The 20,364-nt window shown below is 59.3% G+C and carries 31 protein-coding genes; 23 read left to right on the forward strand and 8 right to left on the reverse strand.

The window, feature by feature from the left end:
- Positions 1–7 precede the first annotated feature (7 nt).
- The 12 genes from E4O98_RS27625 (at position 8) to E4O98_RS04555 (ending at position 5,560) form a co-directional block, all read left to right on the forward strand.
- Positions 8–1,012 carry a DNA translocase FtsK gene (locus E4O98_RS27625; RefSeq protein WP_282445064.1) on the forward strand — a complete coding sequence of 335 codons (1,005 nt, stop codon included), beginning with the start codon at positions 8–10 and terminating at the stop codon, positions 1,010–1,012.
- Positions 1,013–1,075: 63 nt separating this feature from the next.
- The gene (locus E4O98_RS04505) at positions 1,076–1,396 is read left to right on the forward strand and encodes a hypothetical protein (protein ID WP_248134298.1); all 321 of its coding nucleotides are present in this window, start codon (positions 1,076–1,078) and stop codon (positions 1,394–1,396) included.
- A complete protein-coding gene (locus E4O98_RS04510) occupies positions 1,396–2,034 on the forward strand; it encodes a hypothetical protein (protein ID WP_248134300.1) in 639 nt (212 codons plus the stop codon). The genes E4O98_RS04505 and E4O98_RS04510 overlap by 1 nt, the downstream gene beginning before the upstream one ends.
- The gene (locus tag E4O98_RS04515) at positions 2,031–2,285 is read left to right on the forward strand and encodes a hypothetical protein (RefSeq protein WP_248134302.1); all 255 of its coding nucleotides are present in this window, start codon (positions 2,031–2,033) and stop codon (positions 2,283–2,285) included. Before E4O98_RS04510 ends, E4O98_RS04515 begins: the two co-directional genes overlap by 4 nt.
- Complete coding sequence (locus tag E4O98_RS04520; protein WP_248134304.1) at positions 2,282–2,458, forward strand: hypothetical protein; 177 nt, start codon at positions 2,282–2,284, stop codon at positions 2,456–2,458. The genes E4O98_RS04515 and E4O98_RS04520 overlap by 4 nt, the downstream gene beginning before the upstream one ends.
- Positions 2,451–2,957 (forward strand): hypothetical protein, encoded by a 507-nt coding sequence (locus E4O98_RS04525; protein ID WP_248134306.1) that lies wholly within the window; start codon positions 2,451–2,453, stop codon positions 2,955–2,957. Before E4O98_RS04520 ends, E4O98_RS04525 begins: the two co-directional genes overlap by 8 nt.
- Positions 2,958–3,017: 60 nt before the next feature.
- Complete coding sequence (locus E4O98_RS04530) at positions 3,018–3,320, forward strand: hypothetical protein (RefSeq protein ID WP_198798878.1); 303 nt, start codon at positions 3,018–3,020, stop codon at positions 3,318–3,320.
- Positions 3,317–3,913, forward strand: a complete 597-nt coding sequence (locus E4O98_RS04535; RefSeq protein WP_248134308.1) for a hypothetical protein — start codon at positions 3,317–3,319, stop codon at positions 3,911–3,913. The genes E4O98_RS04530 and E4O98_RS04535 overlap by 4 nt, the downstream gene beginning before the upstream one ends.
- A 70-nt stretch (positions 3,914–3,983) precedes the next feature.
- Positions 3,984–4,547 (forward strand): hypothetical protein, encoded by a 564-nt coding sequence (locus E4O98_RS04540; protein WP_248134310.1) that lies wholly within the window; start codon positions 3,984–3,986, stop codon positions 4,545–4,547.
- A 50-nt stretch (positions 4,548–4,597) separates the two neighbouring features.
- Complete coding sequence (locus E4O98_RS04545) at positions 4,598–4,912, forward strand: hypothetical protein (RefSeq protein ID WP_032877449.1); 315 nt, start codon at positions 4,598–4,600, stop codon at positions 4,910–4,912.
- A gap of 49 nt (positions 4,913–4,961) precedes the next feature.
- Positions 4,962–5,333, forward strand: a complete 372-nt coding sequence (locus E4O98_RS04550; protein WP_248134312.1) for a hypothetical protein — start codon at positions 4,962–4,964, stop codon at positions 5,331–5,333.
- Positions 5,330–5,560 carry a hypothetical protein gene (locus E4O98_RS04555; RefSeq protein WP_060772932.1) on the forward strand — a complete coding sequence of 77 codons (231 nt, stop codon included), beginning with the start codon at positions 5,330–5,332 and terminating at the stop codon, positions 5,558–5,560. Before E4O98_RS04550 ends, E4O98_RS04555 begins: the two co-directional genes overlap by 4 nt.
- A 233-nt stretch (positions 5,561–5,793) precedes the next feature.
- Here the strand turns inward: E4O98_RS04555 and E4O98_RS04560 are convergent, their stop codons facing one another.
- Positions 5,794–6,963, reverse strand: a complete 1,170-nt coding sequence (locus E4O98_RS04560) for an MFS transporter (RefSeq protein ID WP_248134313.1) — start codon at positions 6,961–6,963, stop codon at positions 5,794–5,796.
- A gap of 95 nt (positions 6,964–7,058) precedes the next feature.
- On the opposite strand from E4O98_RS04560, the gene E4O98_RS04565 reads away from it, so the two are divergent.
- From E4O98_RS04565 to E4O98_RS04585, 5 genes are all read left to right on the forward strand, one after another.
- Positions 7,059–7,952 (forward strand): LysR family transcriptional regulator, encoded by an 894-nt coding sequence (locus E4O98_RS04565; protein ID WP_248134315.1) that lies wholly within the window; start codon positions 7,059–7,061, stop codon positions 7,950–7,952.
- A gap of 167 nt (positions 7,953–8,119) precedes the next feature.
- Positions 8,120–8,302: a type II toxin-antitoxin system HicA family toxin gene (locus E4O98_RS04570; protein ID WP_078820528.1), complete on the forward strand. Its 183-nt coding sequence runs from the start codon at positions 8,120–8,122 to the stop codon at positions 8,300–8,302.
- 22 nt (positions 8,303–8,324) lie between these two features.
- Positions 8,325–8,735, forward strand: a complete 411-nt coding sequence (locus tag E4O98_RS04575; protein ID WP_032877288.1) for a type II toxin-antitoxin system HicB family antitoxin — start codon at positions 8,325–8,327, stop codon at positions 8,733–8,735.
- A 139-nt stretch (positions 8,736–8,874) separates the two neighbouring features.
- Positions 8,875–9,375, forward strand: coding sequence for a methylated-DNA--[protein]-cysteine S-methyltransferase (locus tag E4O98_RS04580; RefSeq protein WP_032877289.1), 501 nt, complete (start codon positions 8,875–8,877; stop codon positions 9,373–9,375).
- A 101-nt stretch (positions 9,376–9,476) separates the two neighbouring features.
- Entirely contained in the window at positions 9,477–9,893 is a 417-nt protein-coding gene (locus E4O98_RS04585) for a low affinity iron permease family protein (protein ID WP_032877290.1), read from the forward strand.
- Between the two features lie 53 nt (positions 9,894–9,946).
- On the opposite strand, the gene E4O98_RS04590 is transcribed toward E4O98_RS04585, so the two are convergent.
- The 4 genes from E4O98_RS04590 to E4O98_RS04605 all read right to left on the reverse strand — a co-directional run bounded on the left by E4O98_RS04590 (position 9,947) and on the right by E4O98_RS04605 (position 12,631).
- Positions 9,947–10,474 carry a DUF4142 domain-containing protein gene (locus E4O98_RS04590; protein ID WP_005785958.1) on the reverse strand — a complete coding sequence of 176 codons (528 nt, stop codon included), beginning with the start codon at positions 10,472–10,474 and terminating at the stop codon, positions 9,947–9,949.
- 118 nt (positions 10,475–10,592) lie between these two features.
- Positions 10,593–11,234, reverse strand: a complete 642-nt coding sequence (locus tag E4O98_RS04595) for a LysE family translocator (protein WP_248134317.1) — start codon at positions 11,232–11,234, stop codon at positions 10,593–10,595.
- A gap of 47 nt (positions 11,235–11,281) precedes the next feature.
- Positions 11,282–11,698 (reverse strand): fosfomycin resistance glutathione transferase, encoded by a 417-nt coding sequence (gene fos / locus E4O98_RS04600; protein ID WP_248134319.1) that lies wholly within the window; start codon positions 11,696–11,698, stop codon positions 11,282–11,284.
- A 15-nt stretch (positions 11,699–11,713) separates the two neighbouring features.
- Positions 11,714–12,631: a LysR substrate-binding domain-containing protein gene (locus E4O98_RS04605; protein ID WP_177327396.1), complete on the reverse strand. Its 918-nt coding sequence runs from the start codon at positions 12,629–12,631 to the stop codon at positions 11,714–11,716.
- A gap of 77 nt (positions 12,632–12,708) precedes the next feature.
- Here E4O98_RS04605 and E4O98_RS04610 point away from each other — a divergent pair, with 77 nt between their 5' ends.
- Complete coding sequence (locus tag E4O98_RS04610; protein ID WP_248134321.1) at positions 12,709–13,185, forward strand: DMT family transporter; 477 nt, start codon at positions 12,709–12,711, stop codon at positions 13,183–13,185.
- Here the strand turns inward: E4O98_RS04610 and E4O98_RS04615 are convergent.
- Together E4O98_RS04615 and yiaY are read right to left on the reverse strand one after the other, a co-directional pair.
- Complete coding sequence (locus E4O98_RS04615) at positions 13,157–13,831, reverse strand: NAD(P)H-binding protein (protein ID WP_248134323.1); 675 nt, start codon at positions 13,829–13,831, stop codon at positions 13,157–13,159. The two genes, E4O98_RS04610 and E4O98_RS04615, sit on opposite strands and share 29 nt — an antisense overlap.
- Before the next feature lie 87 nt (positions 13,832–13,918).
- Positions 13,919–15,067, reverse strand: a complete 1,149-nt coding sequence (gene yiaY, locus E4O98_RS04620) for an L-threonine dehydrogenase (protein WP_078820523.1) — start codon at positions 15,065–15,067, stop codon at positions 13,919–13,921.
- A 123-nt stretch (positions 15,068–15,190) separates the two neighbouring features.
- On the opposite strand from yiaY, the gene E4O98_RS04625 reads away from it, so the two are divergent.
- Positions 15,191–16,207: a DUF4917 family protein gene (locus E4O98_RS04625; RefSeq protein WP_078820522.1), complete on the forward strand. Its 1,017-nt coding sequence runs from the start codon at positions 15,191–15,193 to the stop codon at positions 16,205–16,207.
- Between the two features lie 125 nt (positions 16,208–16,332).
- Here E4O98_RS04625 and E4O98_RS04630 read toward each other — a convergent pair whose 3' ends face one another.
- Positions 16,333–16,860, reverse strand: a complete 528-nt coding sequence (locus E4O98_RS04630) for an XRE family transcriptional regulator (RefSeq protein ID WP_005785945.1) — start codon at positions 16,858–16,860, stop codon at positions 16,333–16,335.
- Positions 16,861–17,020: 160 nt separating this feature from the next.
- On the opposite strand from E4O98_RS04630, the gene E4O98_RS04635 reads away from it, so the two are divergent.
- The 4 genes from E4O98_RS04635 to E4O98_RS04650 all read left to right on the forward strand — a co-directional run bounded on the left by E4O98_RS04635 (position 17,021) and on the right by E4O98_RS04650 (position 20,349).
- The gene (locus tag E4O98_RS04635; RefSeq protein ID WP_005785944.1) at positions 17,021–17,803 is read left to right on the forward strand and encodes an aldolase; all 783 of its coding nucleotides are present in this window, start codon (positions 17,021–17,023) and stop codon (positions 17,801–17,803) included.
- Between the two features lie 31 nt (positions 17,804–17,834).
- Positions 17,835–18,707: a dihydrodipicolinate synthase family protein gene (locus tag E4O98_RS04640; RefSeq protein ID WP_078820521.1), complete on the forward strand. Its 873-nt coding sequence runs from the start codon at positions 17,835–17,837 to the stop codon at positions 18,705–18,707.
- A 137-nt stretch (positions 18,708–18,844) separates the two neighbouring features.
- Entirely contained in the window at positions 18,845–19,384 is a 540-nt protein-coding gene (locus tag E4O98_RS04645) for an RNA polymerase sigma factor (RefSeq protein WP_032877298.1), read from the forward strand.
- Positions 19,381–20,349, forward strand: a complete 969-nt coding sequence (locus tag E4O98_RS04650) for a FecR domain-containing protein (RefSeq protein ID WP_248134325.1) — start codon at positions 19,381–19,383, stop codon at positions 20,347–20,349. The genes E4O98_RS04645 and E4O98_RS04650 overlap by 4 nt, the downstream gene beginning before the upstream one ends.
- Positions 20,350–20,364: the final 15 nt, after the last annotated feature.

Below are 20,364 nucleotides of genomic sequence, written 5' to 3' on the forward strand. Positions count from 1 at the left end.
GATACCCATGAAAGCTGAACACAACGCAATTATCGAGCGCGCAAAGCTGGGCGGATATGAGCCGTCCATGATTGCGCATGAACTGCTGGTGCATGACCTGGTGGAAGCGGCGCTGTTTGAGTTCCGCAATGTCTGTGCGCCGTTTCACAGCCTGAACGAAGGCCAGCAACAGGAAGTCATCGACCGGGTGACGGAAGCTGCTGAGAAGTCGGTTTATAACGCGATCAGAATCATCAGCTCCCGCAACGTCGACACCATCCCGCTGACGGTCCATAACGCCGACTTCAAGCCAAAGGCGATCAAAATTACCGCGACTGTCGATGCTCATGATCCAAACCGAGCTGGCCTGATCGACGTTGCTGGCCGGCTGTGCCTACTGGTGCTGGCGCCGAACGACTATGCAGAGGGTTTGGACGGTATCAAGCCTGACCGCGATCAGAAAGACCTGCCACTGCACGTCAGCGACCTGACTGGCAGTCTGTTCGCAGGCGGCACCGGGCCAGATGAGCCGGAAGGCGATGACGTCTTTGTAGGCGATGACCAAGACCCGCTGTACGTCGAGGCGGTGCTGTTCGTCACAGAGACACGGCGTGTAAGCATCAGCGCCGTGCAGCGACACCTCAAGGTCGGCTATAACCGCGCAGCCCGCATGATCCAGTGGATGGAAACGCAAGGAATCGTCACGGAAATGGATACGAACGGCGGTCGCGAGTTGATCGCGACGACCTCACCAGCTACCGGTGGCGGTGTGGATCGACCAATGCCCGAAGAACTGGGCAAAGAGTTCGGCGAGTTCACCTACGAAGACGCGGCCCAACTGATCGTCCTCAAGGCGCCAAAGGGGCACTTTGAAGCGTCGTGGATCCAGAGCCGCCTGGCCATCGACAGCGACAAGGCCGCAACCCTGCTGATGCGCCTGCTCGACAACGGCGTGATCAAGCTGGAGAAGGAAGGCGAAACCGCGCTGGAGCACTCGTACTACGTGATCGCCACCCTTGAAGACGTGACCTAACCCCATCCCGCAACACCACCAGGCGCCTACGGGCGCCTTTCTCTTGTCCAGAGGAAAGTGCCCATGAACCCCACAGCATTTAAAGCGCTGGCGGACGCGCTTGACCGCCAGTTCCAGGCGCCAAAGCCGAAACCCAAGCTGCTCCCGACCGTCCTAGCCAACGAGCCGCTTCCCGAACTGATCATCACCGGCCCTATCAACCGCGTCATGGAGCTTGAGGGCAAGCGCTGGGCCACCGACTTCGTGCAGGCCCTGGGCGCGTCCATCCGGCGCGAGCCGACGCGGACCAAGGCCATAGCCGACCTGACCCGGTACGCAGCCGCGCAGCCCTCCAGCAGGGCCAGCGGCGTCAAGATCGTTATTGATATGTTGAAGGGGGCGTGATGAAAGTTCGCCCAATTCTATTCAGTGCGCCTGTGGTCCGAGCCATTCTGCAAGGTCAGCAGACGGTGACGCGACGAAAACTCAAGATTCCACATGGCCTTTGGCAAGCTTCCGACTCTGGCGAATTGGTGCCGATCCCCGCCAACTGCCCATATGGCCAACCCGGCGACCGGCTGTGGGTGCGCGAATCCTTCGGAGAGGTCTACGAATACTGCGATCATCCAGAAATGCCAGGGTGCGAAACCGAGTACTGGCATATCGAATGGAAATACCGGGCTGACGGAGAAACCCCAGAAATCGAAGACGGGGTGTTCGAAGGCTGGCGACCGAACATTCACATGCCTCGCGAGGCATCCCGCCTTCTCCTGGAAGTCATCGATGTTCGGGTCGAACGCCTGCGCGACTCGGCAGACCTCGATCTTCTGGACGAGCTGGGCGACATGCTGGAGGACTGCGATAGCGTGGCCGGCAAGGAGTTTTCGCGCATAGAGCATCTGCAATCGGCAGGTGCGCCTCTGAAGATGATCCCGGAAATGTACGGCTTCAAAGCTTTCTGGGATGGGAAGCACGGCGCCGGCAGCTTCGACGCCAACCCGTGGGTATGGGTGGTCGAGTTCAAGCGGGTGACACCACCATGACCCTACGTCGAACCCTGCACGGGCTGAAAACCAAAGGCGCGCTGGCAAAGTGGCGAGCCGAAAAGGGAAAGCGCCTTGTGCGCATCTGGTCTGGTGAATGGCAATGCTGGTGGCGCGCGAGCGGATGCGGGTACACCACCGACGTGTCAGAAGCCGGCATTTACACCTTTGATGATGCGGTGAAGTTCTCCGGCCATTGCAGCCACGAAAAGCAGATCTCCTATTACTTCCTTCCAGAGCCGCGGCCATGACCGCCCTACGCCGCACCACCAAGATACGCGGCGCGCCGATGCGCCCGCTGGATCTGCAAACCATTTGTGACCGGTGCGGGCACTCCCGCGCCCACGGCAACCACGACAAATGCAGCAAGGCCCGGCAGGCGGAAATGGCCGAGCTGCGCGCACGGGAGAAGAATCATGAGTGAGGTAAAGCGATACCACGTAACCGAGGCGGGGCTCGTTGAGGGCTCTGCACTGGGGCGAATCAACGTCGTACTGGCTTCGGACTACGACGCCGCCGTCACGCACATCCGCGACCTTGAGCTATTGGCCGGGCAGGAAATGAAAAGCACGGAACTGGCGACCAACGCAGGGCTGCGGGTATGCCTGGAGCGTGACGCCCTGCAAGCCCTGCTGACCGCAGCGGATGAGCGGGCGGATGTGCTGGAGTCGGCGTTGAAGTTCTACGCTGGCCGCGACCACTACTCAATTGACGATGGCCTTAACTGGGACAGCTGTAGCGGTGAGCCCGCAAACATCCTTTGGCATGAAGATCAGCCATGGTTCATTGAAGATGGCTCGATTGCCAGGGCCGCACTCAAGCCATCAGAGGGTTCGACCTGCAACCAGATACGTGAGGAAAGCGGCCTGCCCGTCAAGACCCCATGCCAAGCCTGCGGGCACGGCGCCTGCATAGACCGGTAACCAACTCCCCGCCTACTGCTGGTGCCTGCTGGCACTGGCACAACTGATTTGAGGTGATTTATGAACAAAGAGCAGCGCTATCAAATGATCAGCCTTGACCTGGCGGCCGATGCGGCAATCGCCGAGCAGCGCAAGTTTGCAATGCAAGTCTACCCAAAGGGGTGCCTTGTACGCGTACACCACTCGCGGGGGTCATTTGAAGCCCGCGTTGAAAACCACGACCGCAACGGCCATCAGCTGACAGTAGTGAACTGCAAGACTGGAAAGGCCACCTACGCATACCCGGCAAGCAGCCGGACAAACACCTATGCAGGTGAAGCCTGGGCTTCGAACGTTGAATTCTTGGAAGGACCGAAGCCATGACCACCAACCAAACGATTGACGGCGTGCCGCGTGAGTTGACGCCTGAAATGCTAAACGAACTCACTAACGGGGACGCATCCAAGCGAGCAGTAATGAAGCTGCGGTGGGCTTCTATGCTGGCACTGCTAGATGCGCCTGATGCGCCCGCGAATTTCGCTCACAACGCTGGCGGCGAACAGAAGGGTGTGGTCTTAAATCCTGAAGGCTATAAGTCAGAAGGAGATGGCGGCGGTGATTTTTTGCACTGGAGCAACGACCATGCTGAAGTCGAAGGCGCGCCGCTGAGAGTAGGGGCGGGCGTGACCATTGAGAATGTTGGCTGTGCTTCGGAGGAAGGGCGAAAGCCTATATTGGTGTTCGATGCTGCTAAAGGCCACCTGACCGAAGTAAACCTTGTAGACATTTCGCTAGTGAGCAAGCGCAGGGCTCACACACTGAATGATCTCAAGGATATCGGCGTAAGGGTCGAGCAACACATCCCGGTAGCGGTGGTGCTGCCTGAGCGCCAAGAAGTTGATAAGCATGGTGAGTTCTACGACTCCGGCTGGAACGACTGCCTCGACGACCTGAAACGCCTCAACCCCTCTCTGTAACCCCTCCCCTTCAAAGTCAGCCGCTATAGCGGCAAGGACGAGTGTGCCCGTGAGCATCATTGACGACGTAATGACCGACAAGATCACCCTGCACGGCCTGGGCTTTGTGCAGATCCAGTTGGAAGGCAAACAGCGCATGCACGTCTGGCACCCTGAGCTACCGCGCCGGGCGTGCTTTGAACACTCGGCCATCCACAATCACCGCTTTGATTTTGACTCCCTGGTAATAGTGGGCACGCAGATCAACGTTGAATTTGCTGAGTTGCCGCCCGCAGCTGCCTGTTTCAAGCAGGCAACGCATGAGCTGTACATCCATGAAGGCGCCCGCAGCGCCAGGGGCGGCCGGCCATGGGTGCGCAATGGAACTGTAGAGATGCTGCAAACCGGCCGACAGGCTATTGCTGCCGGGTCGACGTACCGCATGCGGGCCTACGACTTTCACCAAACAGAGCCAAGTGGTGACGGAAAGGTAGCGACGATCCTGAAAAAGGGCTGGGAGGGCCAGCAAGGCGCGCAGTCGAGCTGCGTAATAGGAATTGAGCCCGATGGCGACTTCGACCGGTACCAGTGGTCACCTACCCAACTCTGGGAAATTGTCGCCGACGTGATGCTCGGTCAGCGGGTGACGCCATGATCGCCCCCCCCCTGGTTCGCCTACGTCTTCATCTACAAGGTGAATAAGCCATGACGCAGACAATGCAGGAACAGTTCGAACAAGCCTTCAGCGATGACAACGGCAAGATGCCAGTGGCTTTCATCAAACTGCAGCGCCAGGGCGACAGCTACAGCGTGCCGCGCGTTGCCCGGGCCTGGTACTGGTTCAAGCGCTCTCGTGAAACCCTGGTGGTGGACCTTCCCGCCGTCGAGGCCTGGGACAACGACGGGCGCCTGGACCGCGAGAAAGACGACACGGCGGATTGTGCAATCGGTCTGGTGCCGGTGATTGATGTACGCAATGCACTTACTGAGCTCGGCATCACCTTCAAAGCAACAGCATAACCCCAATCCCCCTACATGCCTGCCGGTGAGCGGCGGGCGAGGTATTCCCATGGACAATACAAACGCAGATGTGGTGCAGGAATTCGACTCACTTTTGAGTCGCGCACGGTTTTACAAGCGGGGAGCCATCATCCCTCAGAAAGTGCTTCGCGGACCAAAAAGAAAAAAGCAGCACCAACTTACCTTCGGCTCCGACAGCTGGGTGTTGCCGACCAAAACGGGCTACTTGGTAGTTTGTGCTACCGGGGTTAATACCTCAGCAATCAGGCTTCGCGGCCTCCCCGCGGGGGCTTATATAGGATCCCCATACCACCCTGGCGGCGAAACGCACTGGATAGGAGATAAAGGAATTTCCCGTGATCAGTGGGCGAAAAACGTTATCGAAACCCTAAAGAAAAAGAATGGCGAGGCATTCCAATGAACCAACAACACACCGCCCTGGTGGGCAACAAAGAAGTTCTCAAGATGCTGGGTATGCAAAGCGTGTCCGGCCTTAACAAGCTGCGGGTTCGTGACAAGACGTTCCCGGCGCCGATCAAGAGCAGTGACGCACGGGGCGCCCGGTGCCGCTTCGATCCCGTTGAGATTGAACAGTGGATCGAGGACAAGAAAGCCGCCCGAAACCAACAAGCCAACGCCGACGAATAAGCGCCGGCACTTCATCGCTACGGGGCTGGGCAATCCGCTGCAGCCCCAAGCGTTCTGTATGGGCGCTTGTATGGTGAAACGATGAAACCTCCTACAAGCCACGTAATCCGTGATCGATCACAAGTCCTCTACCCGCTCCACTTGAAAGTGGCACCTGCGTCAGGATGAATCTGGCGAAGGATGCATAGAAACCGGTCCTGGTGACCGGTTTTTTTATGCCTGGGATTTGAGGTTCAAGAGCGTTGTGCACCAACCCGTTCGGGTTCGACAGGCTTCCAGCCCACCAACGCGATCAACAGGCTCAGCAGTTGCAAACCGATGATCAGCCCCACACACCCGGCCCAGCCCCAGCGCTCCCAAATCAGCGCCGGCACGATAGCTCCGCAGCTACCGCCCAGGTAGTAACAGGTCAGGTAGACCCCCACTGCTCTTGCCTTGCTGTCGCCAGCGTTGGCAGTGATGAAGGCATTGGCAGCGGCTTGGGCGAGGAACACGCCGGTGGAGCTGAAGGCCAGGCCTACCACGATGCACCCCAGGGAAGGCACCAGGGTCAGGGCCGAACCACAAACGCCCAGCACCGCGGCGATGCTCAGCAATTGGGCCTGTGGGCGGGCTTTGCTGAGGCGGCCGGCGATGGGTATCACGATCAGCGCCAACAGAAATACGGTGTACAGCGCTCCCAAGGCCGCAGGCCCGAGGTTGAAAGGCGGTAGGCCAAGGTACAAACCTGCGTAGGTGAAGGCGGCGACCTGTGAAAATAACACGCAAAAACCTACGGCATACGCAGCCATCAGCGGCGTGCGTAAAACACCTGACCAAGCCGCCTTGGCCAGCTTCGCCCGCGGGCGATTGGCGGGCAGCAGAAACTGGATAAAACCGCCGACCATCAAGCTCAACACGGCCAGCCACTCAAACGCTTCGCGCCAGCCCACGTACTCGGTCACCACTCCGGTGACGAACCGCCCGGCGAACCCACCCAGCACGGTACCCGCCACATACAGGCTGGTGACTTCAGTCACCGTGCCACCGCTCCAGCGATCGCCGATGTAAGCCACGCTCGTGGCAAACACTATGGGGATCAGCATGCCCTCGACAAAGCGCCAGACCAACACTCCGGCGAAGCTGTCAGCATAAGCCGTCATCAACGCCGGCCCCGCCAGCAACAGCGCCGCCAGGCTTATCACCGTGCGTTGCTCGAAGCGTCGGGTCAGGTGGCTGACAAATGGCGCAGTGATCGCCACCGCCAGCGTGGTCACGGTAATGCTCCAGCCGGCAGCCTTGGCGCTGATGTCGAACTGCGCCGCAAACACCTGCAGGATGCTCTGGGTGGCGTAGAGGTTGAGGAACGCCGCGCAGCCACACAGGAACAGGGCAAGGCGGGCACAATGCAGGCGCGGTTTCATGAAACCTCTCGTTTTATTTTGTGCGGCCTTTATAGAATGGCCGGCGTGCCTTTAACCAATACCGAATTCCGACCGATTGATACCCAAGGATCAGGATGCTCGACCTACGCAAGCTGCGTTACTTTCTGACGGTCGCTGAAGAACTGCACTTCGGCCGTGCGGCACTTCGCCTGCATCTGGCCCAACCGCCGCTGACTCGGCAGATTTCTGCGCTGGAGGCAGAGTTGGGGTTCAAGCTGTTTGACCGCACCAGCCGCACGGTCACCCTCACCGCTCAGGGACGTTCGTTCCTGCCCTATGCCCGCGGTGTGTTGGAGCAAGTAGAACTGGCGCAAGTGATCGCGCGTAAATTGGCCGCCGGCACTGCGGGCCAACTGGCACTGGGATATGCCAGTTCAATCGCGCTGTCGGACCTGTTCAGCCAGGCGATCCAGGCATTCGCCCAGCGCTTTCCCGATGTGCAGTTGACCCTGGTGGAATGCGCCTCCGGCAGCCTGGGCGCCCAGGTGGCGGACGGACGCCTGGATATCGGCTTGAGCCGCCTGATGCCGCAAAGCGCCGATGTCCAGGCGTTATCGCTGGGTGAGGAGCGGTTGGTGGCCGCCGTCTCCAGCGACAGCCCATTGGCCAGCCAAACGATGCTCGGCGTGGCGCAACTCAGCACTTATCCGCTGATTCTGTTTCCGGCCGATTACGGGTCTGGCTTGAACCAGTCCATCGAGCAACGTTACCGACACCACGGCCAGCCCCTGCGCCCTGGGCCGACCGGGCGACAGATCACTTCGATCATTGCCTTGGTGGCGGCCGGGCAAGGCGTTGCGCTGGTCCCGGAATGTACCCAGAGCTTGATGAACAAAGGCGTGACGTATCGACCGCTGCAGGAAGTGGACGCATGTGCGCAGTTATTGGTACTTACCCCGACATCAGGAAGAGGCGTATTAGTGGACGCATTTATTGGTGTACTTGAACAGGCATTACACATCCCGTAATACCGCGAAAAATCCCGCAATACGTCTCGGCGGCGCCATTCCAGCGCCGCCATACACTTCCTTCAACTGCTACCGAAATACCGGACATCGACCATCGGTAGGTAGAGTGTTGATAATTTTTTTTCAGTAGTTATAGTCACCACCAACACACACCACAAGGAGGTGATGTGGATAGCCGCTATTTGATAGGTAACATCGTTGCAGACGGTTGGTATCTGGTGCGCATCAGGGGCAGTCATCATCACTTCAAGCACCGGACAAAGCCCGGTCTGGTCACGATTCCTCATCCAAAAAAGGACCTGCTGGATAAAACCGCCAAGAGCATTTTGAAACAGGCTCTGCTGAGTTAACCGTCCCTGGAGGGCAACACACATGCTTTATCCCATCGCAATTTCAACGGGCGACGAGGACCACGCCTGGGGCGTGGAAGTCCCGGATATTCCCGGGTGCTATTCCGCCGGCGATGACCTGGACGACGCCATGGCCATGGCCCGCGAAGCCATCGAGGGGCACTTCGAGATCCTTGCAGAAGATGGCGCGCCGATTCCCAGCGCGCAGAAAGTCACCTTGCACGCCGCCAACCCACAGTACGCAGGCTGCACCTGGGCGGTGGTAGACATCGACGTCACCAAGTACCTGGGCAAGGCGCAAAAACTCAACATCACCCTGCCGGGGTATCTGTTGAATCGCATCGATGACTATGTACTGAATCACCCGGAAGAAAAAAGCCGTTCGGGGTTTCTGGCGTCCGCGGCACTCAAGGTATTGCAACAGGATCGATAATCGCGGCGAAGCAACACCGAAGGGTTTACCGCAACGTTCAACTGACAAGAATTTGACCGCAAGAAACGTAGTTTCCAGGCCCGCTGGCGGAACTAGAGTAGCGTCATCCCCATTAAACGCCTGTTCGAGGAGCACGCTCATGACTTACCAATTCAAGCTCATGCCTTCCCCTGTCGGTGAACTGACCCTGGTAGCGCGCAACGGCAAACTGAGCGCCATTTTATGGGAAGTGGAACGCGCGAACCGTGTGCGCCTGGGTGAATTGGTCGAGGCCAATGACAGCCCGGTATTGCTGGAAACCCAACGCCAGTTAACGGAATACTTTGCCGGATCGCGCAATCGGTTTGAGCTGGAGCTGGATTTCGCCGGTACCGATTTTCAGAAACAGGTTTGGCGGGCTCTGCTGACAATTCCCTTCGGCGAAACGCGCAGCTACAGCCAAATTGCCCAACAGATCGGCAACCCCAAGGCTGTACGCGCAGTCGGTGCGGCAAATGGGCGTAATCCGATCTCGATTGTCGCCCCCTGCCACCGGGTGATTGGTGCATCAGGCGGGCTGACCGGATTTGCCGGGGGGTTGCAGGCCAAGCAATATTTGCTGGCGCTGGAAGGCGCAGGTCAGGCAGAGCTGGCGCTCTGACTTTGGCGGCGACTGAACTGCTTGCCGAGATATTTGTTAAAAGAAATTTCAGAGAACTGCTGTGGTCAATTGTTCATCACCTCTTCACACAGGAAACGGTAATGAAATTCTCCACGGTCTCGCAAACCCTGTCCCGCTGGGCAGGCAGCCCCCGAACCTTCTACACAGCCGTCGCACTGATCCTGATATGGAGCCTGAGCGGACCCTATTTCCACTACAACGACACCTGGCAACTGATCATCAATACCTCGACGACCATTATCACGTTCCTGATGGTGTTCCTGATCCAGAACACGCAAAACCGCGACAACGATATCCTGCATATCAAGATTGATGAGCTGCTGCGCGTATCCAAGGATGCCCAGAATGCCGTGCTCAGCCTCGACGGCCTGGACCGCAAGGAACTGGAAAAGCTGCGCCAGGAATACCGCAACATTGGCAACACCAGCAGCCTGAGTTTGAACAACGGTTGCGCTGACAACACTGCGCCGACCAAGACAGACCTGAACCAGGCATAAAAAAACGGCGGTTGGGTAGGCCCCAACCGCCGATTTCATTTCACGCTACGGTCTCAACCGTCGCCTTGATGCCCCTTGCCATAGGTCGACGCCAGGGCACGGGCTTTTTGCAGACGCTCTTCGAGCTTGGGCAGCGTCTCATCCACCAGCGCTTTTATCTCCGGCACATCCGACGCGGCACCTTCTTTCTTGAACAGGGCGATGGCGTCTTCGTTTTCCTTGACCTGCTGTGCGGTATAGGCAGCGTCAAAGGAGTCGCCATCCTTGAGTTCAGGCATCAGGGTTTCGGCTTTATCGACGATCTTTTCCCGTGGCGCGACCGGCAAATCGAGCTTCTTGGCAATGGCTGCCAAGTGCTGGTTGGCCAGGGTGCGCTCGTTGATGACCTCAATCGTGTAGTCCTTGATCTCTTGGGACGAGGTCTTGGCGTGGGCCATGCGACTGGTTTCGATATCGGCCATACCTTTGGCCGAAGCCTGCTCGATAAATTCAGCAGGCGACTGGGCGAAAGCATTGCTGGCGCCGAGGCCCAGCAGCATCGCGAAACTGGCGGTGCGTAACCGGATAGCCATGCGGCTCATGATGGGTTCCTCCAGAGCAAAAATAGGTACGGGGATCTACACCCGCCCTGGATTCGAATTTTCAGAGCCGCAAAGGTTTAGAAAAAACTTGTCAGTGCGACGAACGGTTGTCGTCATTTCATGCAGGCTTGCTTGCGAACAAGCCCGGCAATGCATGCGCCAGGGCATTAATGGCAAAGCCGATGAACATCACGCCGCAGAGCTTGGTGATCAGAATTTCATGGCGTTGATACACCGTGCGCACTCGTTGGGCGCCGACCACGCCGATCAAAATCCCATAGGCCAACAGGCCGCCCACAAAGCTCAGGAAGATCAGCGACGGCAGCATCGACCACGTCAACAACTCGGCACGGCTGGACAGCAACGCGGTGAAGGTCGCCACGGCAACCGGATAGGCTTTGGGGTTGGTCAAGCCGAACACAATGCCATGCCAGAACGGGTGCCGCGCGGCGCCCTGGGGGGCATCGCCGTTGCGGCGCTGGGTACGGATCGCACGCCAGCCGAGCCAGAACAGATACACACCGCTGAGTACGCCCAATACATCAAACGCACTGCTGCCCACTTCTCGCGCACCGACGATGGCAATCAGCGCAGTACTGCACCACACCAGATCACCGAGCAAATGCCCGCACAAAAAACCCGCTCCGGCACGTCGGCCACGCGCAGCACCGATGCCGAACACGGCCAAAACACCTGGGCCAGGTGTAATACCGTAGATAAAACCCGAAGCAAGGACGGCGAGCAGCAAGGATGGGGTCATGAATAGACGCTCTGAGGGACTCTTAAAGGTGATTGATTCTGCATGTTTCACTGCGGTGGGTAAAACTTCATTCCTGCGTAAGGCTTGGCGCGACAAGCTTGCAGGCGCGAGGCCAGATCGCCGACATGAACCTCCAGCTTGTGGCCGTCGGGATCGAGGAAATAAAACGACGCGCCTTCGCTGCGGTTGTCACGCCACTCCTGCACGCCGGCGGCCCGCAGGCGTTCGACCAATGCGGTGAAATCAGCGGCATCGACGGTGAAGGCATAGTGGGTGTAATCCATTGCCGCAGTGGTCGAGCGCACCGGATCCTGCGACAGGCACAGCCAAAGCCCGGGCAAGGAAAGGTAAGCACCATTGTCCCAAGTGGCATCGAGTTGAACACGCAGCAGATCGTGATAAAAACTGACGCTGCGCGGCACGTCGGTGACGGCCAGGGTCAGGTGGTTGAAGCCGGTTAGCATTTAGGTTTTCTCTTATTACCGGTGACCATCGGACAATACACCGCGCACCCGCCCAATCAACCACTGCAACCCAGAATCACCACCCCGCCGCACATGCCAGGCGAGCTCAAAAGCAAACGAGGGAATATGAAACGGCGGTGGCACGGTCAGCAAATGTTGATGGTCGATATTCAGTAAACCCCGGGACGACACCGTCAAAATCAGATCCGTGCCCTCGATCAACTGAGGCGCCACGCCCCAGTGTGGCAGGCTGATTGCCACATGCCGCCGTTCACGTATCGCAGCCAGTGCCCGTTCGATTTCCGGCGTACCGCTGCCGCGCATCTCCAACAGTACATGTGGGCGTGACAGGTAAGTCGGCAGGTCCAGCGCACCGCTGGGTGCAAGGCTGTGGCGGTCGACCAGGCAGGTGTAATGCTCTTCGAACAATGGCGTCGTACACAGTTCGGCGGGCATGTCGGGGAATACGCCCGCCGCCAGGTCGAGATCGCCATTGAGCACGCCGTCAACCATACCTTCGCGGCTGGCCTGGATGATCTGCAGGTCGATGCCCGGCGCTTCGCTGCGCAGGACGCGGACCAATCCAGGTAGGAGGATCGCTGCGCTGTAGTCTGACATCGCCACGCGAAAGCGGCGCTTGGCCGAGGTGGGGTCAAAACGATTCGGCGCCAATAATGCCTGCACCTGGCCCAGCGCTTCGGCCAATGGCGCTGCCAACTCCAGAGCCCGAGCCGTGGGCACCAGCGCGCCGCCCTGACGCACCAACAGCGGGTCGCCAAGCATATCGCGCAGCCGGGCCAACGCGTGGCTCACCGCCGGCTGGCTCAGGTGCAGGCGCTCGGCGGCGCGGGTCACGTGTTGCTCGCTGAGCAAGGCGTCGAGGATCACCAGCAGGTTAAGGTCGATACGGCGCAGATCATTCATCAGCTGCATGGTCTGTATAAGAACTTGGAATTTAAATCTGCGCGACGAATAGCCTAGAGTCCAGCGAAACTTCTGGGAGCATGGAGATGAGCGTGTTGCATTGGATGGGTTTGTTAGCGCTGGCGGTGATCGCCGGAGCCGTGGTGCCGTTTCAAAGTGCAATCAACGCTAATCTTGGGCGCGGCCTCGGCCATCCATTGTGGGCCACCTTGGCGTCGTTGCTGGTGAGTATCATCGTGCTGCTGCCAGTGATTATCGCTTTGCGTCTGCCCTTGCCGAGCCTGACGTTTATCACCAAGGCTCCGTTGTGGATGTGGGCCGGTGGCGCCTTCGGCGTCTGTTTTATTTCACTGGCGTTGATGCTGCTGCCCAAACTCGGCGCGTCAGGGTTTATTGCGTTGGCGATGGCCGGGCAGATTCTCGCCTCGTTGCTGCTCGACCATCTCGGCCTGTTCGGCCTGGTACAACGCCAACTGACAACGCCGCGGGTGTTGGGCGCGTTGCTGCTGATCGGCGGCGTGGCATTGATCCAGTTCAGTGGCGCTCAGCCGCCAGGCGATTGATCTGGGCCTGCTCTACCACCGGCTGCGGCGCGCCCAGGCTCGCGGCCTGTAACATTGCCCGGCCGACAGTCTCGGTGCTCACCACCCAAGCCGGTTTTACCCGCCGCACAAACGAAAGCCCCGGCCCCAGCACGCTATAAAAAGCTTGATACACGGGGGTCTTCGAGCGCACGCCGTGCAACGGCTGAATGATCCCCGGACGGAACAGGTACACCGCCTTGAACGGCAGGCGCAGCAAGGCGTTTTCCGTCTTGCCCTTGACCCGCGCCCACATCGATTGGCCCGTCTCGGAACTGTCCGTGCCGGCGCAGGAAACGTAGATAAAGGTCATCTGCGGATTAAGCCGCGCCAGGGTACTGGCAGCTACCAGGGTGAGGTCATAGGTGAGGTGGGTATACCGGGCTTCGTTCATGCCCGCCGACGAGACACCGAGGCAGAAGAAACACGCATCAAACCCTTGCAGCAGGTTCTCCAGGGGCTGTAAGTCGAGCATGTCGCTGTGCAGCACCTGGTGCAGCTTGCTGTGTTGCTGGGTCAGGGGCGTACGGCCGACGGCCACCACTTCCTGCACATCCGCCGCCAGCAGGCACTCGCGCAGCACGCCTTGGCCGACCATGCCAGTGGCGCCGAATAACAGAACTCTCATTAGGTAACCTCAGCGGCACGCCGCAAGCTTGCTCAAGTAGAACGCGTTGAGCGTGTAGCTTAACGCCTGCCGCCTGAGGCTGCCCTATCAAAACGCGCTACGAAATATCTCCTCAATCTGACGCTGATCCGCCCGACGTGGGTTGGTCAGCCCGCACGCGTCCTTCAGCGCGTTGGCGGCCAGCACTGGGATGTCCTGCAACTTGGCACCCAGCTCACGCAGGCCGGTGGGGATTTCCACGTCCTGGGACAGCCGACGGATTGCCGCAATGGCGGCCTGGGCGCCCTCCTCCACGGTAATGCCCTTGATGTCCGCGCCGAGGGCGCGGGCCACGTCGCTCAGGCGCTTGGCACTGACGCTGGCATTGAAGCTTTGTACGTGGGGCAGGAGCACGGCGTTGCAAACGCCATGGGGCAAGTCGTACAGACCGCCCAGTTGGTGAGCCATGGCATGCACAAATCCCAGGGACGCGTTGTTGAATGCCATGCCGGCGAGGAACTGCGCGTAAGCCATATTTTCCCGTGCGGCCATGTCGTTGCCGTCGCGCACCGCCAGGCGCAGGTTGGCACTGATCAGCTCGATGGCCTTGATCGCACAGGCGTCGGTGATCGGTGTGGCGGCGGTGGACACGTAGGCTTCGATGGCGTGGGTCAGCGCATCCATCCCCGTGGCGGCGGTGAGGCCCTTGGGCATACCGACCATCAGCGCCGGGTCGTTGACCGATAGCAGCGGCGTGACGTTGCGATCGACGATGGCCATTTTCACGTGACGGGTTTCGTCGGTGATGATGCAAAACCGCGTCATCTCGCTGGCAGTGCCGGCGGTGGTGTTGATGGCGACCAGTGGCAGTTGCGGCTTGCTCGACTGGTCAACGCCTTCATAGTCGCCGATGCGTCCACCGTTGGTGGCGCACAAGGCGATGCCCTTGGCGCAGTCATGGGGCGAGCCGCCACCCAGAGACACCACGAAGTCGCAGGCCGTCTGTTGCAACAGCGCCAGCCCCTTCTCGACGTTTTCCACCGTGGGGTTGGGCTTGGCGCCGTCGTAGATCACCGAGTCGATATCCTGCATCGCCAGCTTCTCGGCGATCATGCTGGCCACGCCAGCCTTGGCCAGGCCGGCGTCGGTAACGATCAAGGCTTTACGAAAGCCGTAGGCGCGAATGGCGGTCATGGCTTCGTCGAGGCAGTCGCTGCCCATGATGTTGACGGCGGGGATGAAGAATGTGCTGCTCATGGTCGATCCTCAGAGGCTTTATGCCGACAGAATCCACCGGTACCGCATGGCGCATCTTGATCAGGATCAACTTCAGCTCGTGATAAAGTCACCCTCCAGCCGATTTCGAGTAGACCCGCCGCAATGAAGGATTTCCAGGATATTGACGCCCACCTTGAAGACTGGAGCGCCCTGCGCGACGCCATCGACTTCAACGGGATTCTGATCGGCAACGGCGCCAGCCGCACGATATGGGAAGACTTTGCCTACGACTCGCTGTTTGAAAACGCCCGCACCGTTGAAGAAAAACCCCTGAGCCAATCCGAACTCAGCGTGTTCGATGCCCTGCAAACCCGCAGTTTCGAGCAAGCCCTGGGCGCCTTGAAAACCACCAGCCGGGTCAACAAGGCCCTGGCGGTCAGTTCGGCGGCGCCGCGCAATCGCTATTACGCGATCAAGGAAGCGTTGATCAACACCATTCACACCGTACACATCCCCTGGCGACTGGTGCAGCCATCGACCCTGGCAACGATCAACAATGAGTTGGCACGCTACGCCACCGTCTTCACCAGCAACTACGATTTGCTCAACTACTGGGCAATCCTGCACACGCCCGGGATCGACGACCTGTTCCGCAGCGCCGATTCAAGCTTCGACCTGCGCAATACCCACACCGACACCACGCGCATTCTCTACCTGCACGGCGGCCTGCATCTGGTGCGCAACCTTGACGGCACAGCGCGCAAACTGCCGTCCACCGACAGCACCTTGCTCAGCAGTTTCGCGATCAACAACACGATCAAGACGCTGGACGATGTGCCGCTGTTCGTCAGTGAAGGCAAGGTGGAGGAAAAGCTCAAGAGCATTCGCAGTTCGGATTATCTGTCGTTCTGTTATGAGCAGTTGCTGAGCCATGAAGGCGCGTTGTGCATTTTCGGCCATGACTTGGGGCCGCAGGATAAACACCTGGCGGATGCGATTCGCCAGGCCGGTATCACCACCCTGGCGATCTCGGTGTCGGGGCGCACTGATGGCTTTATTCGTCAGCAGAAGCAGCGGTATTCGCAGCTGTTTGAAGGGACAGGAGCGCAGCTTGAATTCTTCGCGGCGCGCACGCATCCGCTGGGTAATCCGGCGCTTTCAGTCCCGGTCGAACACTGAGCAAAATGTGGGAGCGGGCTTGCTCGCGAATGCGGTGGGTCAGTCAACATTTTCAGTGATTGACACTGCGCTTTCGCGAGCAAGCCCGCTCCCACATTTGATTGCATTTCAAATCGGGATCAGCGTCATTCCTCAGCGCTGTGCACCACCACCAGCAACTGCGCCTGCACCTCTCCCACCGAGCGAATCCGGTGGGGTTTCTGCGCATTGAAATGCAGCGCATCGCCGCGCTCCAACAGCACCCGCTCGCTCATGAAATCCACTTCCACCTGGCCTTCATGCACGAACAGAAACTCTTCCCCCAAATGCTCCTTGAAGGTCTTGTCGGTAAACTCCGCCGGCGGGTAGATGATGAACGGCAACAGGCTGCGCTCGCTCACCTGATGGGCAAGTACCGCATAACCCGGTGACGTGTCGGGCCGTTCATGGCTGCGCACCAGGCTGTAGCTGTCGAGGCTGACGTTGCCTTCGCTGAACAGCTCTTCGACTTTCACGTTCAGCGCCTTGGCCAGTTTCAGCGCAGCGGCAATGGACGGCGTGTTGAGCCCACGCTCCACTTTCGACAGGTAACTCTTGGTCATCCCGGATTTTTCGGCCAGGGCCTCCAGGGTTACGCCAAGTTTTTTTCTCAGTAATTTCAAACGGATAGACATTTGCTGCGGTTAATCCATGCAGAAAGCGATGAGCCGTGCTTGCCAATGACACAAAGTGTCATATAGCATCTTTAGTGTCATTTGCAGTCACCCAACGACCTTGCGAGCAGCGGGCGAGCAGCAAATCCGACGTCCATTGAACTACCCAAAGGACACCGATATGGCCAAGACATTAGCACTCCCAAAAGACCAACTGGTCAAGCAAGCCCTGAGCCAGATGCAAAACAGCCTGGCAGATAATACGTGGACCGAGCGCCAAAAGCTGGCGCTGACTTGCCGAATTCTGTTCGAACACGGTCACGACTCCGGCCTGGCCGGGCAAATTACCGCACGCGGGCCTGCGCCTGGCACCTACTACACTCAGCAACTGGGCCTGGGTTTTGACGAAATCACCGCCAGCAACCTGCTGCTGGTCAACGAAGACCTGGAAGTGCTCGAAGGTCATGGCATCCCCAACCCGGCCAACCGCTTTCACACCTGGGTGTACCGCGGACGTCCGGATGTAAACTGCATCATCCATACACACCCCACGCACATTGCCGCGCTGTCGATGCTGGAAGTGCCGTTGCAGGTGTCGCATATGGACCTCTGCCCGCTGTATGAAGATTGCGCGTTCCTGGAGGCCTGGCCCGGCGTGCCGGTGGGCAATGAAGAGGGGGAAATAATCACCACGGCGCTGGGCGACAAGCGCGCCATCCTGCTCTCGCACCACGGCCAGTTGTCCACCGGGGCCAGCATCGAAGAAGCCTGTGTCATCGCGCAGTTGATCGAGCGGGCGGCCAAGTTGCAGTTGCTGGCGATGTCCGCGGGCACCGTCAAGCCGATCCTGCCAGAGCTGGGGCGCGAGGCCCACGACTGGATTTCCAAGCCCAAGCGCCACGGCGCTGCGTTCAATTACTACGCGCGGCAGAATCTGCGTAAACATGCCGATTGCCTGAACTGATCGCCCCCCTTTTTTCGACCGGAGTTTTCCCATGTCCAATCCAACTATTCACGGCATCATCGGCTACACCATCACCCCGTTCAGTGCTGATGGCCAGCGTGTTGACTTCGACGCACTCGGGCGTTCTATCGAGCGCTTGATCGACAGCGGCATCCACGCTATCGCGCCGTTGGGCAGCACCGGCGAAGGCGCTTACCTGAGCGATGCCGAGTGGGACGAAGTCAGTGCCTACAGCATCGAGAAAGTCGCCAAACGCGTACCGACCATTGTCAGCGTGTCCGACCTGACCACCGCCAAGGCCGTTCGCCGTGCGCGCTATGCCGAGGCGCACGGTGCCGATGTGGTCATGGTGCTGCCCGCCTCATACTGGAAACTCAGCGAAGCGCAAATCCTCGCCCACTACGCCGCAATCGGCGACAGCATCGGCGTGCCGATCATGCTCTACAACAACCCGGCCACCAGCGGTACCGACATGTCGGTGGAGTTGATCCTGCGCATCCTCAAGCAGGTCGACAACGTGACCATGGTCAAGGAGAGCACGGGCGACATCCAGCGCATGCACCAGTTAAAACTGGAGAGTGACGTGCCGTTCTACAACGGCTGCAACCCGCTGGCCCTGGAAGCCTTCGCGGCCGGTGCCAAAGGCTGGTGCACCGCGGCGCCGAACTTGATCCCCCAACTCAATCTGGACCTGTATCAGGCAGTGCTGGCCAATGACTTGAATAAAGCGCGAGAGCTGTTCTACCGACAGTTGCCGTTGCTGCAATTCATCCTCAAGGGCGGGTTGCCGACGACGATCAAGGCCGGGTTGCGCTTGACTGGGTTGGAGGTGGGGGATCCAAGGTTGCCGGTGTTCCCGTTGGGTGAGGCGGGGATCGAGCAACTCAAAACACTTCTGAAATAAACTCAGGGCCTGTGTGGGAGGGGGCTTGCTCCCTCCCACAGTTGAATTGAGTACAGCCTTTAAATAGAGACAAATAGCAATAATTCTCGATATCATTCACGACCTTTCCACCTCGTGCTTCGTCAAGAAGGATATCCATGTCTCGTCCCAAGCCCGACCCGTCGTCGGCCGATGCCTGTCGCGGGTTTTATGCAGATATTCTGTATTTCCTGCGTAAACGCACGGACAACGCCAGCGACGCGGCGGACATGACTCAGGATGTCTTTACCCAGTGGCTGGGCTACCGCGACCGAGCCAAGGTCGAGCAGCCCCGGGCGTTTCTGTTTCAGATGGCGCGCAATCTGTTGCGCGATCACTGGCGCAAACAGAAGGTACGGCACACCGCCCATCCCGATCACGCCGAAATGGATACCGAGCCGGTCACCGACGAACAGCACGACCCCATGGCCGCCGCCCTGCGCCTGCAACGCCTGGAACAGTTGAAAGAAGTCCTCGCCGAACTCTCGCCCCGCCGGCGAGAAGCCCTTATGCTGCACCGCTTCGAAGGCTTGAGCCAGGCACAGATCGCCGAACGCATGGGCATTTCGACCAGCATGGTAGAAAAGCACATTGCCTTGGCCCTGCTGCATTGCAAGCGACGCCTTCAATCCGACCCCGGCACGGAGCAGCCAGAATGAACCGCCTGAGCGACATCGACGCCCTGGACAGCCAAGCGAGCGACTCCATCGACGCCCAGGCCGCCAGTTGGTTTGCACGCAACCGCAACGCTGCCAGCCGTGCCGACCGCAAAGCCTTTGCCGCCTGGCAGGCGGTGCCAGCCCATGCGCGTGCCTATGCCGAATTAGAACAGCTGTGGGCCGACCTGGCCCAGTTGCAACAACTGAACAAACCGCTGCCGCTGGCCAAACGCAAACGCCCCCTCTGGCGCCCAGCCCTTGCGGTGGCCGCTGCCGTGCTGTGCGCCGTGTTGGCGACCCACATCGGCGCGCCCCGCGAGCTGTATCACACCCAGGTCGCCGCTCATGCCAAAGGTATGCGTACCTTGAACCTGCCCGATGGCAGCACCCTGTACGTGAATGCCAACACCCGCATCCGCGTGGACTTCAGCGCCCATCAACGTGTCCTGCATCTGGACAAAGGCCAGCTGTATATCGAAGTGGCGGCCGACAAGGAGCGGCCACTCTACGTGCAAGCCGGCGAGTCGATCATACGGGTGGTGGGCACTGGTTTTGACGTGCGTCGCGGCCAGCAGCAACTGGTGGTGAGCGTTGCCCATGGCCAGGTGGCGTTCGAGCCGGACAGCAAAAGCCCCACCACCCTGCTCGGCGCCCGGCAACGTGCCGCTTACAGCTACGCCAAAGGCACCCTGCAACAACAAACCCTCAGCGCTGAAGAAGTGGCCGATTGGCGCAGCGGGCATTTATCGTTTCGCAATCGCGAACTGGCCAGCCTGATCGACGAGCTGAGCCTGTACCGTCCCCAGGCGCCGTTGCAGGTCAGCAAGGCCGTGGCGCAACTCAAGGTGTCGGGCAACCTGGATGTGAATGACCCCGATGCCCTGCTCAACGCCTTGCCCGCCCTGTTGCCGGTAAAAACCGTGGTCCTGGGCGATGGCAGTGTGAAAATCGAGCCGAGCAAATAGCCTGCATACTGCCCA

It is taken from the genome of Pseudomonas sp. W2Jun17 (assembly GCF_023127795.1).
In the GTDB taxonomy this organism is placed as follows: domain Bacteria; phylum Pseudomonadota; class Gammaproteobacteria; order Pseudomonadales; family Pseudomonadaceae; genus Aquipseudomonas; species Aquipseudomonas synxantha_A.

Coding starts and splice junctions, on each gene's coding strand:
- E4O98_RS27625 (WP_282445064.1), top strand. CDS start 8: ATGAAAGCTGAACACAACGCAATTATCGAGCGCGCAAAGCTGGGCGGA.
- E4O98_RS04505 (WP_248134298.1), top strand. CDS start 1,076: ATGAACCCCACAGCATTTAAAGCGCTGGCGGACGCGCTTGACCGCCAG.
- E4O98_RS04510 (WP_248134300.1), top strand. CDS start 1,396: ATGAAAGTTCGCCCAATTCTATTCAGTGCGCCTGTGGTCCGAGCCATT.
- E4O98_RS04515 (WP_248134302.1), top strand. CDS start 2,031: ATGACCCTACGTCGAACCCTGCACGGGCTGAAAACCAAAGGCGCGCTG.
- E4O98_RS04520 (WP_248134304.1), top strand. CDS start 2,282: ATGACCGCCCTACGCCGCACCACCAAGATACGCGGCGCGCCGATGCGC.
- E4O98_RS04525 (WP_248134306.1), top strand. CDS start 2,451: ATGAGTGAGGTAAAGCGATACCACGTAACCGAGGCGGGGCTCGTTGAG.
- E4O98_RS04530 (WP_198798878.1), top strand. CDS start 3,018: ATGAACAAAGAGCAGCGCTATCAAATGATCAGCCTTGACCTGGCGGCC.
- E4O98_RS04535 (WP_248134308.1), top strand. CDS start 3,317: ATGACCACCAACCAAACGATTGACGGCGTGCCGCGTGAGTTGACGCCT.
- E4O98_RS04540 (WP_248134310.1), top strand. CDS start 3,984: ATGACCGACAAGATCACCCTGCACGGCCTGGGCTTTGTGCAGATCCAG.
- E4O98_RS04545 (WP_032877449.1), top strand. CDS start 4,598: ATGACGCAGACAATGCAGGAACAGTTCGAACAAGCCTTCAGCGATGAC.
- E4O98_RS04550 (WP_248134312.1), top strand. CDS start 4,962: ATGGACAATACAAACGCAGATGTGGTGCAGGAATTCGACTCACTTTTG.
- E4O98_RS04555 (WP_060772932.1), top strand. CDS start 5,330: ATGAACCAACAACACACCGCCCTGGTGGGCAACAAAGAAGTTCTCAAG.
- E4O98_RS04560 (WP_248134313.1), bottom strand. CDS start 6,963: ATGAAACCGCGCCTGCATTGTGCCCGCCTTGCCCTGTTCCTGTGTGGC.
- E4O98_RS04565 (WP_248134315.1), top strand. CDS start 7,059: ATGCTCGACCTACGCAAGCTGCGTTACTTTCTGACGGTCGCTGAAGAA.
- E4O98_RS04575 (WP_032877288.1), top strand. CDS start 8,325: ATGCTTTATCCCATCGCAATTTCAACGGGCGACGAGGACCACGCCTGG.
- E4O98_RS04580 (WP_032877289.1), top strand. CDS start 8,875: ATGACTTACCAATTCAAGCTCATGCCTTCCCCTGTCGGTGAACTGACC.
- E4O98_RS04585 (WP_032877290.1), top strand. CDS start 9,477: ATGAAATTCTCCACGGTCTCGCAAACCCTGTCCCGCTGGGCAGGCAGC.
- E4O98_RS04590 (WP_005785958.1), bottom strand. CDS start 10,474: ATGAGCCGCATGGCTATCCGGTTACGCACCGCCAGTTTCGCGATGCTG.
- E4O98_RS04595 (WP_248134317.1), bottom strand. CDS start 11,234: ATGACCCCATCCTTGCTGCTCGCCGTCCTTGCTTCGGGTTTTATCTAC.
- fos (WP_248134319.1), bottom strand. CDS start 11,698: ATGCTAACCGGCTTCAACCACCTGACCCTGGCCGTCACCGACGTGCCG.
- E4O98_RS04605 (WP_177327396.1), bottom strand. CDS start 12,631: ATGCAGCTGATGAATGATCTGCGCCGTATCGACCTTAACCTGCTGGTG.
- E4O98_RS04610 (WP_248134321.1), top strand. CDS start 12,709: ATGAGCGTGTTGCATTGGATGGGTTTGTTAGCGCTGGCGGTGATCGCC.
- E4O98_RS04615 (WP_248134323.1), bottom strand. CDS start 13,831: ATGAGAGTTCTGTTATTCGGCGCCACTGGCATGGTCGGCCAAGGCGTG.
- yiaY (WP_078820523.1), bottom strand. CDS start 15,067: ATGAGCAGCACATTCTTCATCCCCGCCGTCAACATCATGGGCAGCGAC.
- E4O98_RS04625 (WP_078820522.1), top strand. CDS start 15,191: ATGAAGGATTTCCAGGATATTGACGCCCACCTTGAAGACTGGAGCGCC.
- E4O98_RS04630 (WP_005785945.1), bottom strand. CDS start 16,860: ATGTCTATCCGTTTGAAATTACTGAGAAAAAAACTTGGCGTAACCCTG.
- E4O98_RS04635 (WP_005785944.1), top strand. CDS start 17,021: ATGGCCAAGACATTAGCACTCCCAAAAGACCAACTGGTCAAGCAAGCC.
- E4O98_RS04640 (WP_078820521.1), top strand. CDS start 17,835: ATGTCCAATCCAACTATTCACGGCATCATCGGCTACACCATCACCCCG.
- E4O98_RS04645 (WP_032877298.1), top strand. CDS start 18,845: ATGTCTCGTCCCAAGCCCGACCCGTCGTCGGCCGATGCCTGTCGCGGG.
- E4O98_RS04650 (WP_248134325.1), top strand. CDS start 19,381: ATGAACCGCCTGAGCGACATCGACGCCCTGGACAGCCAAGCGAGCGAC.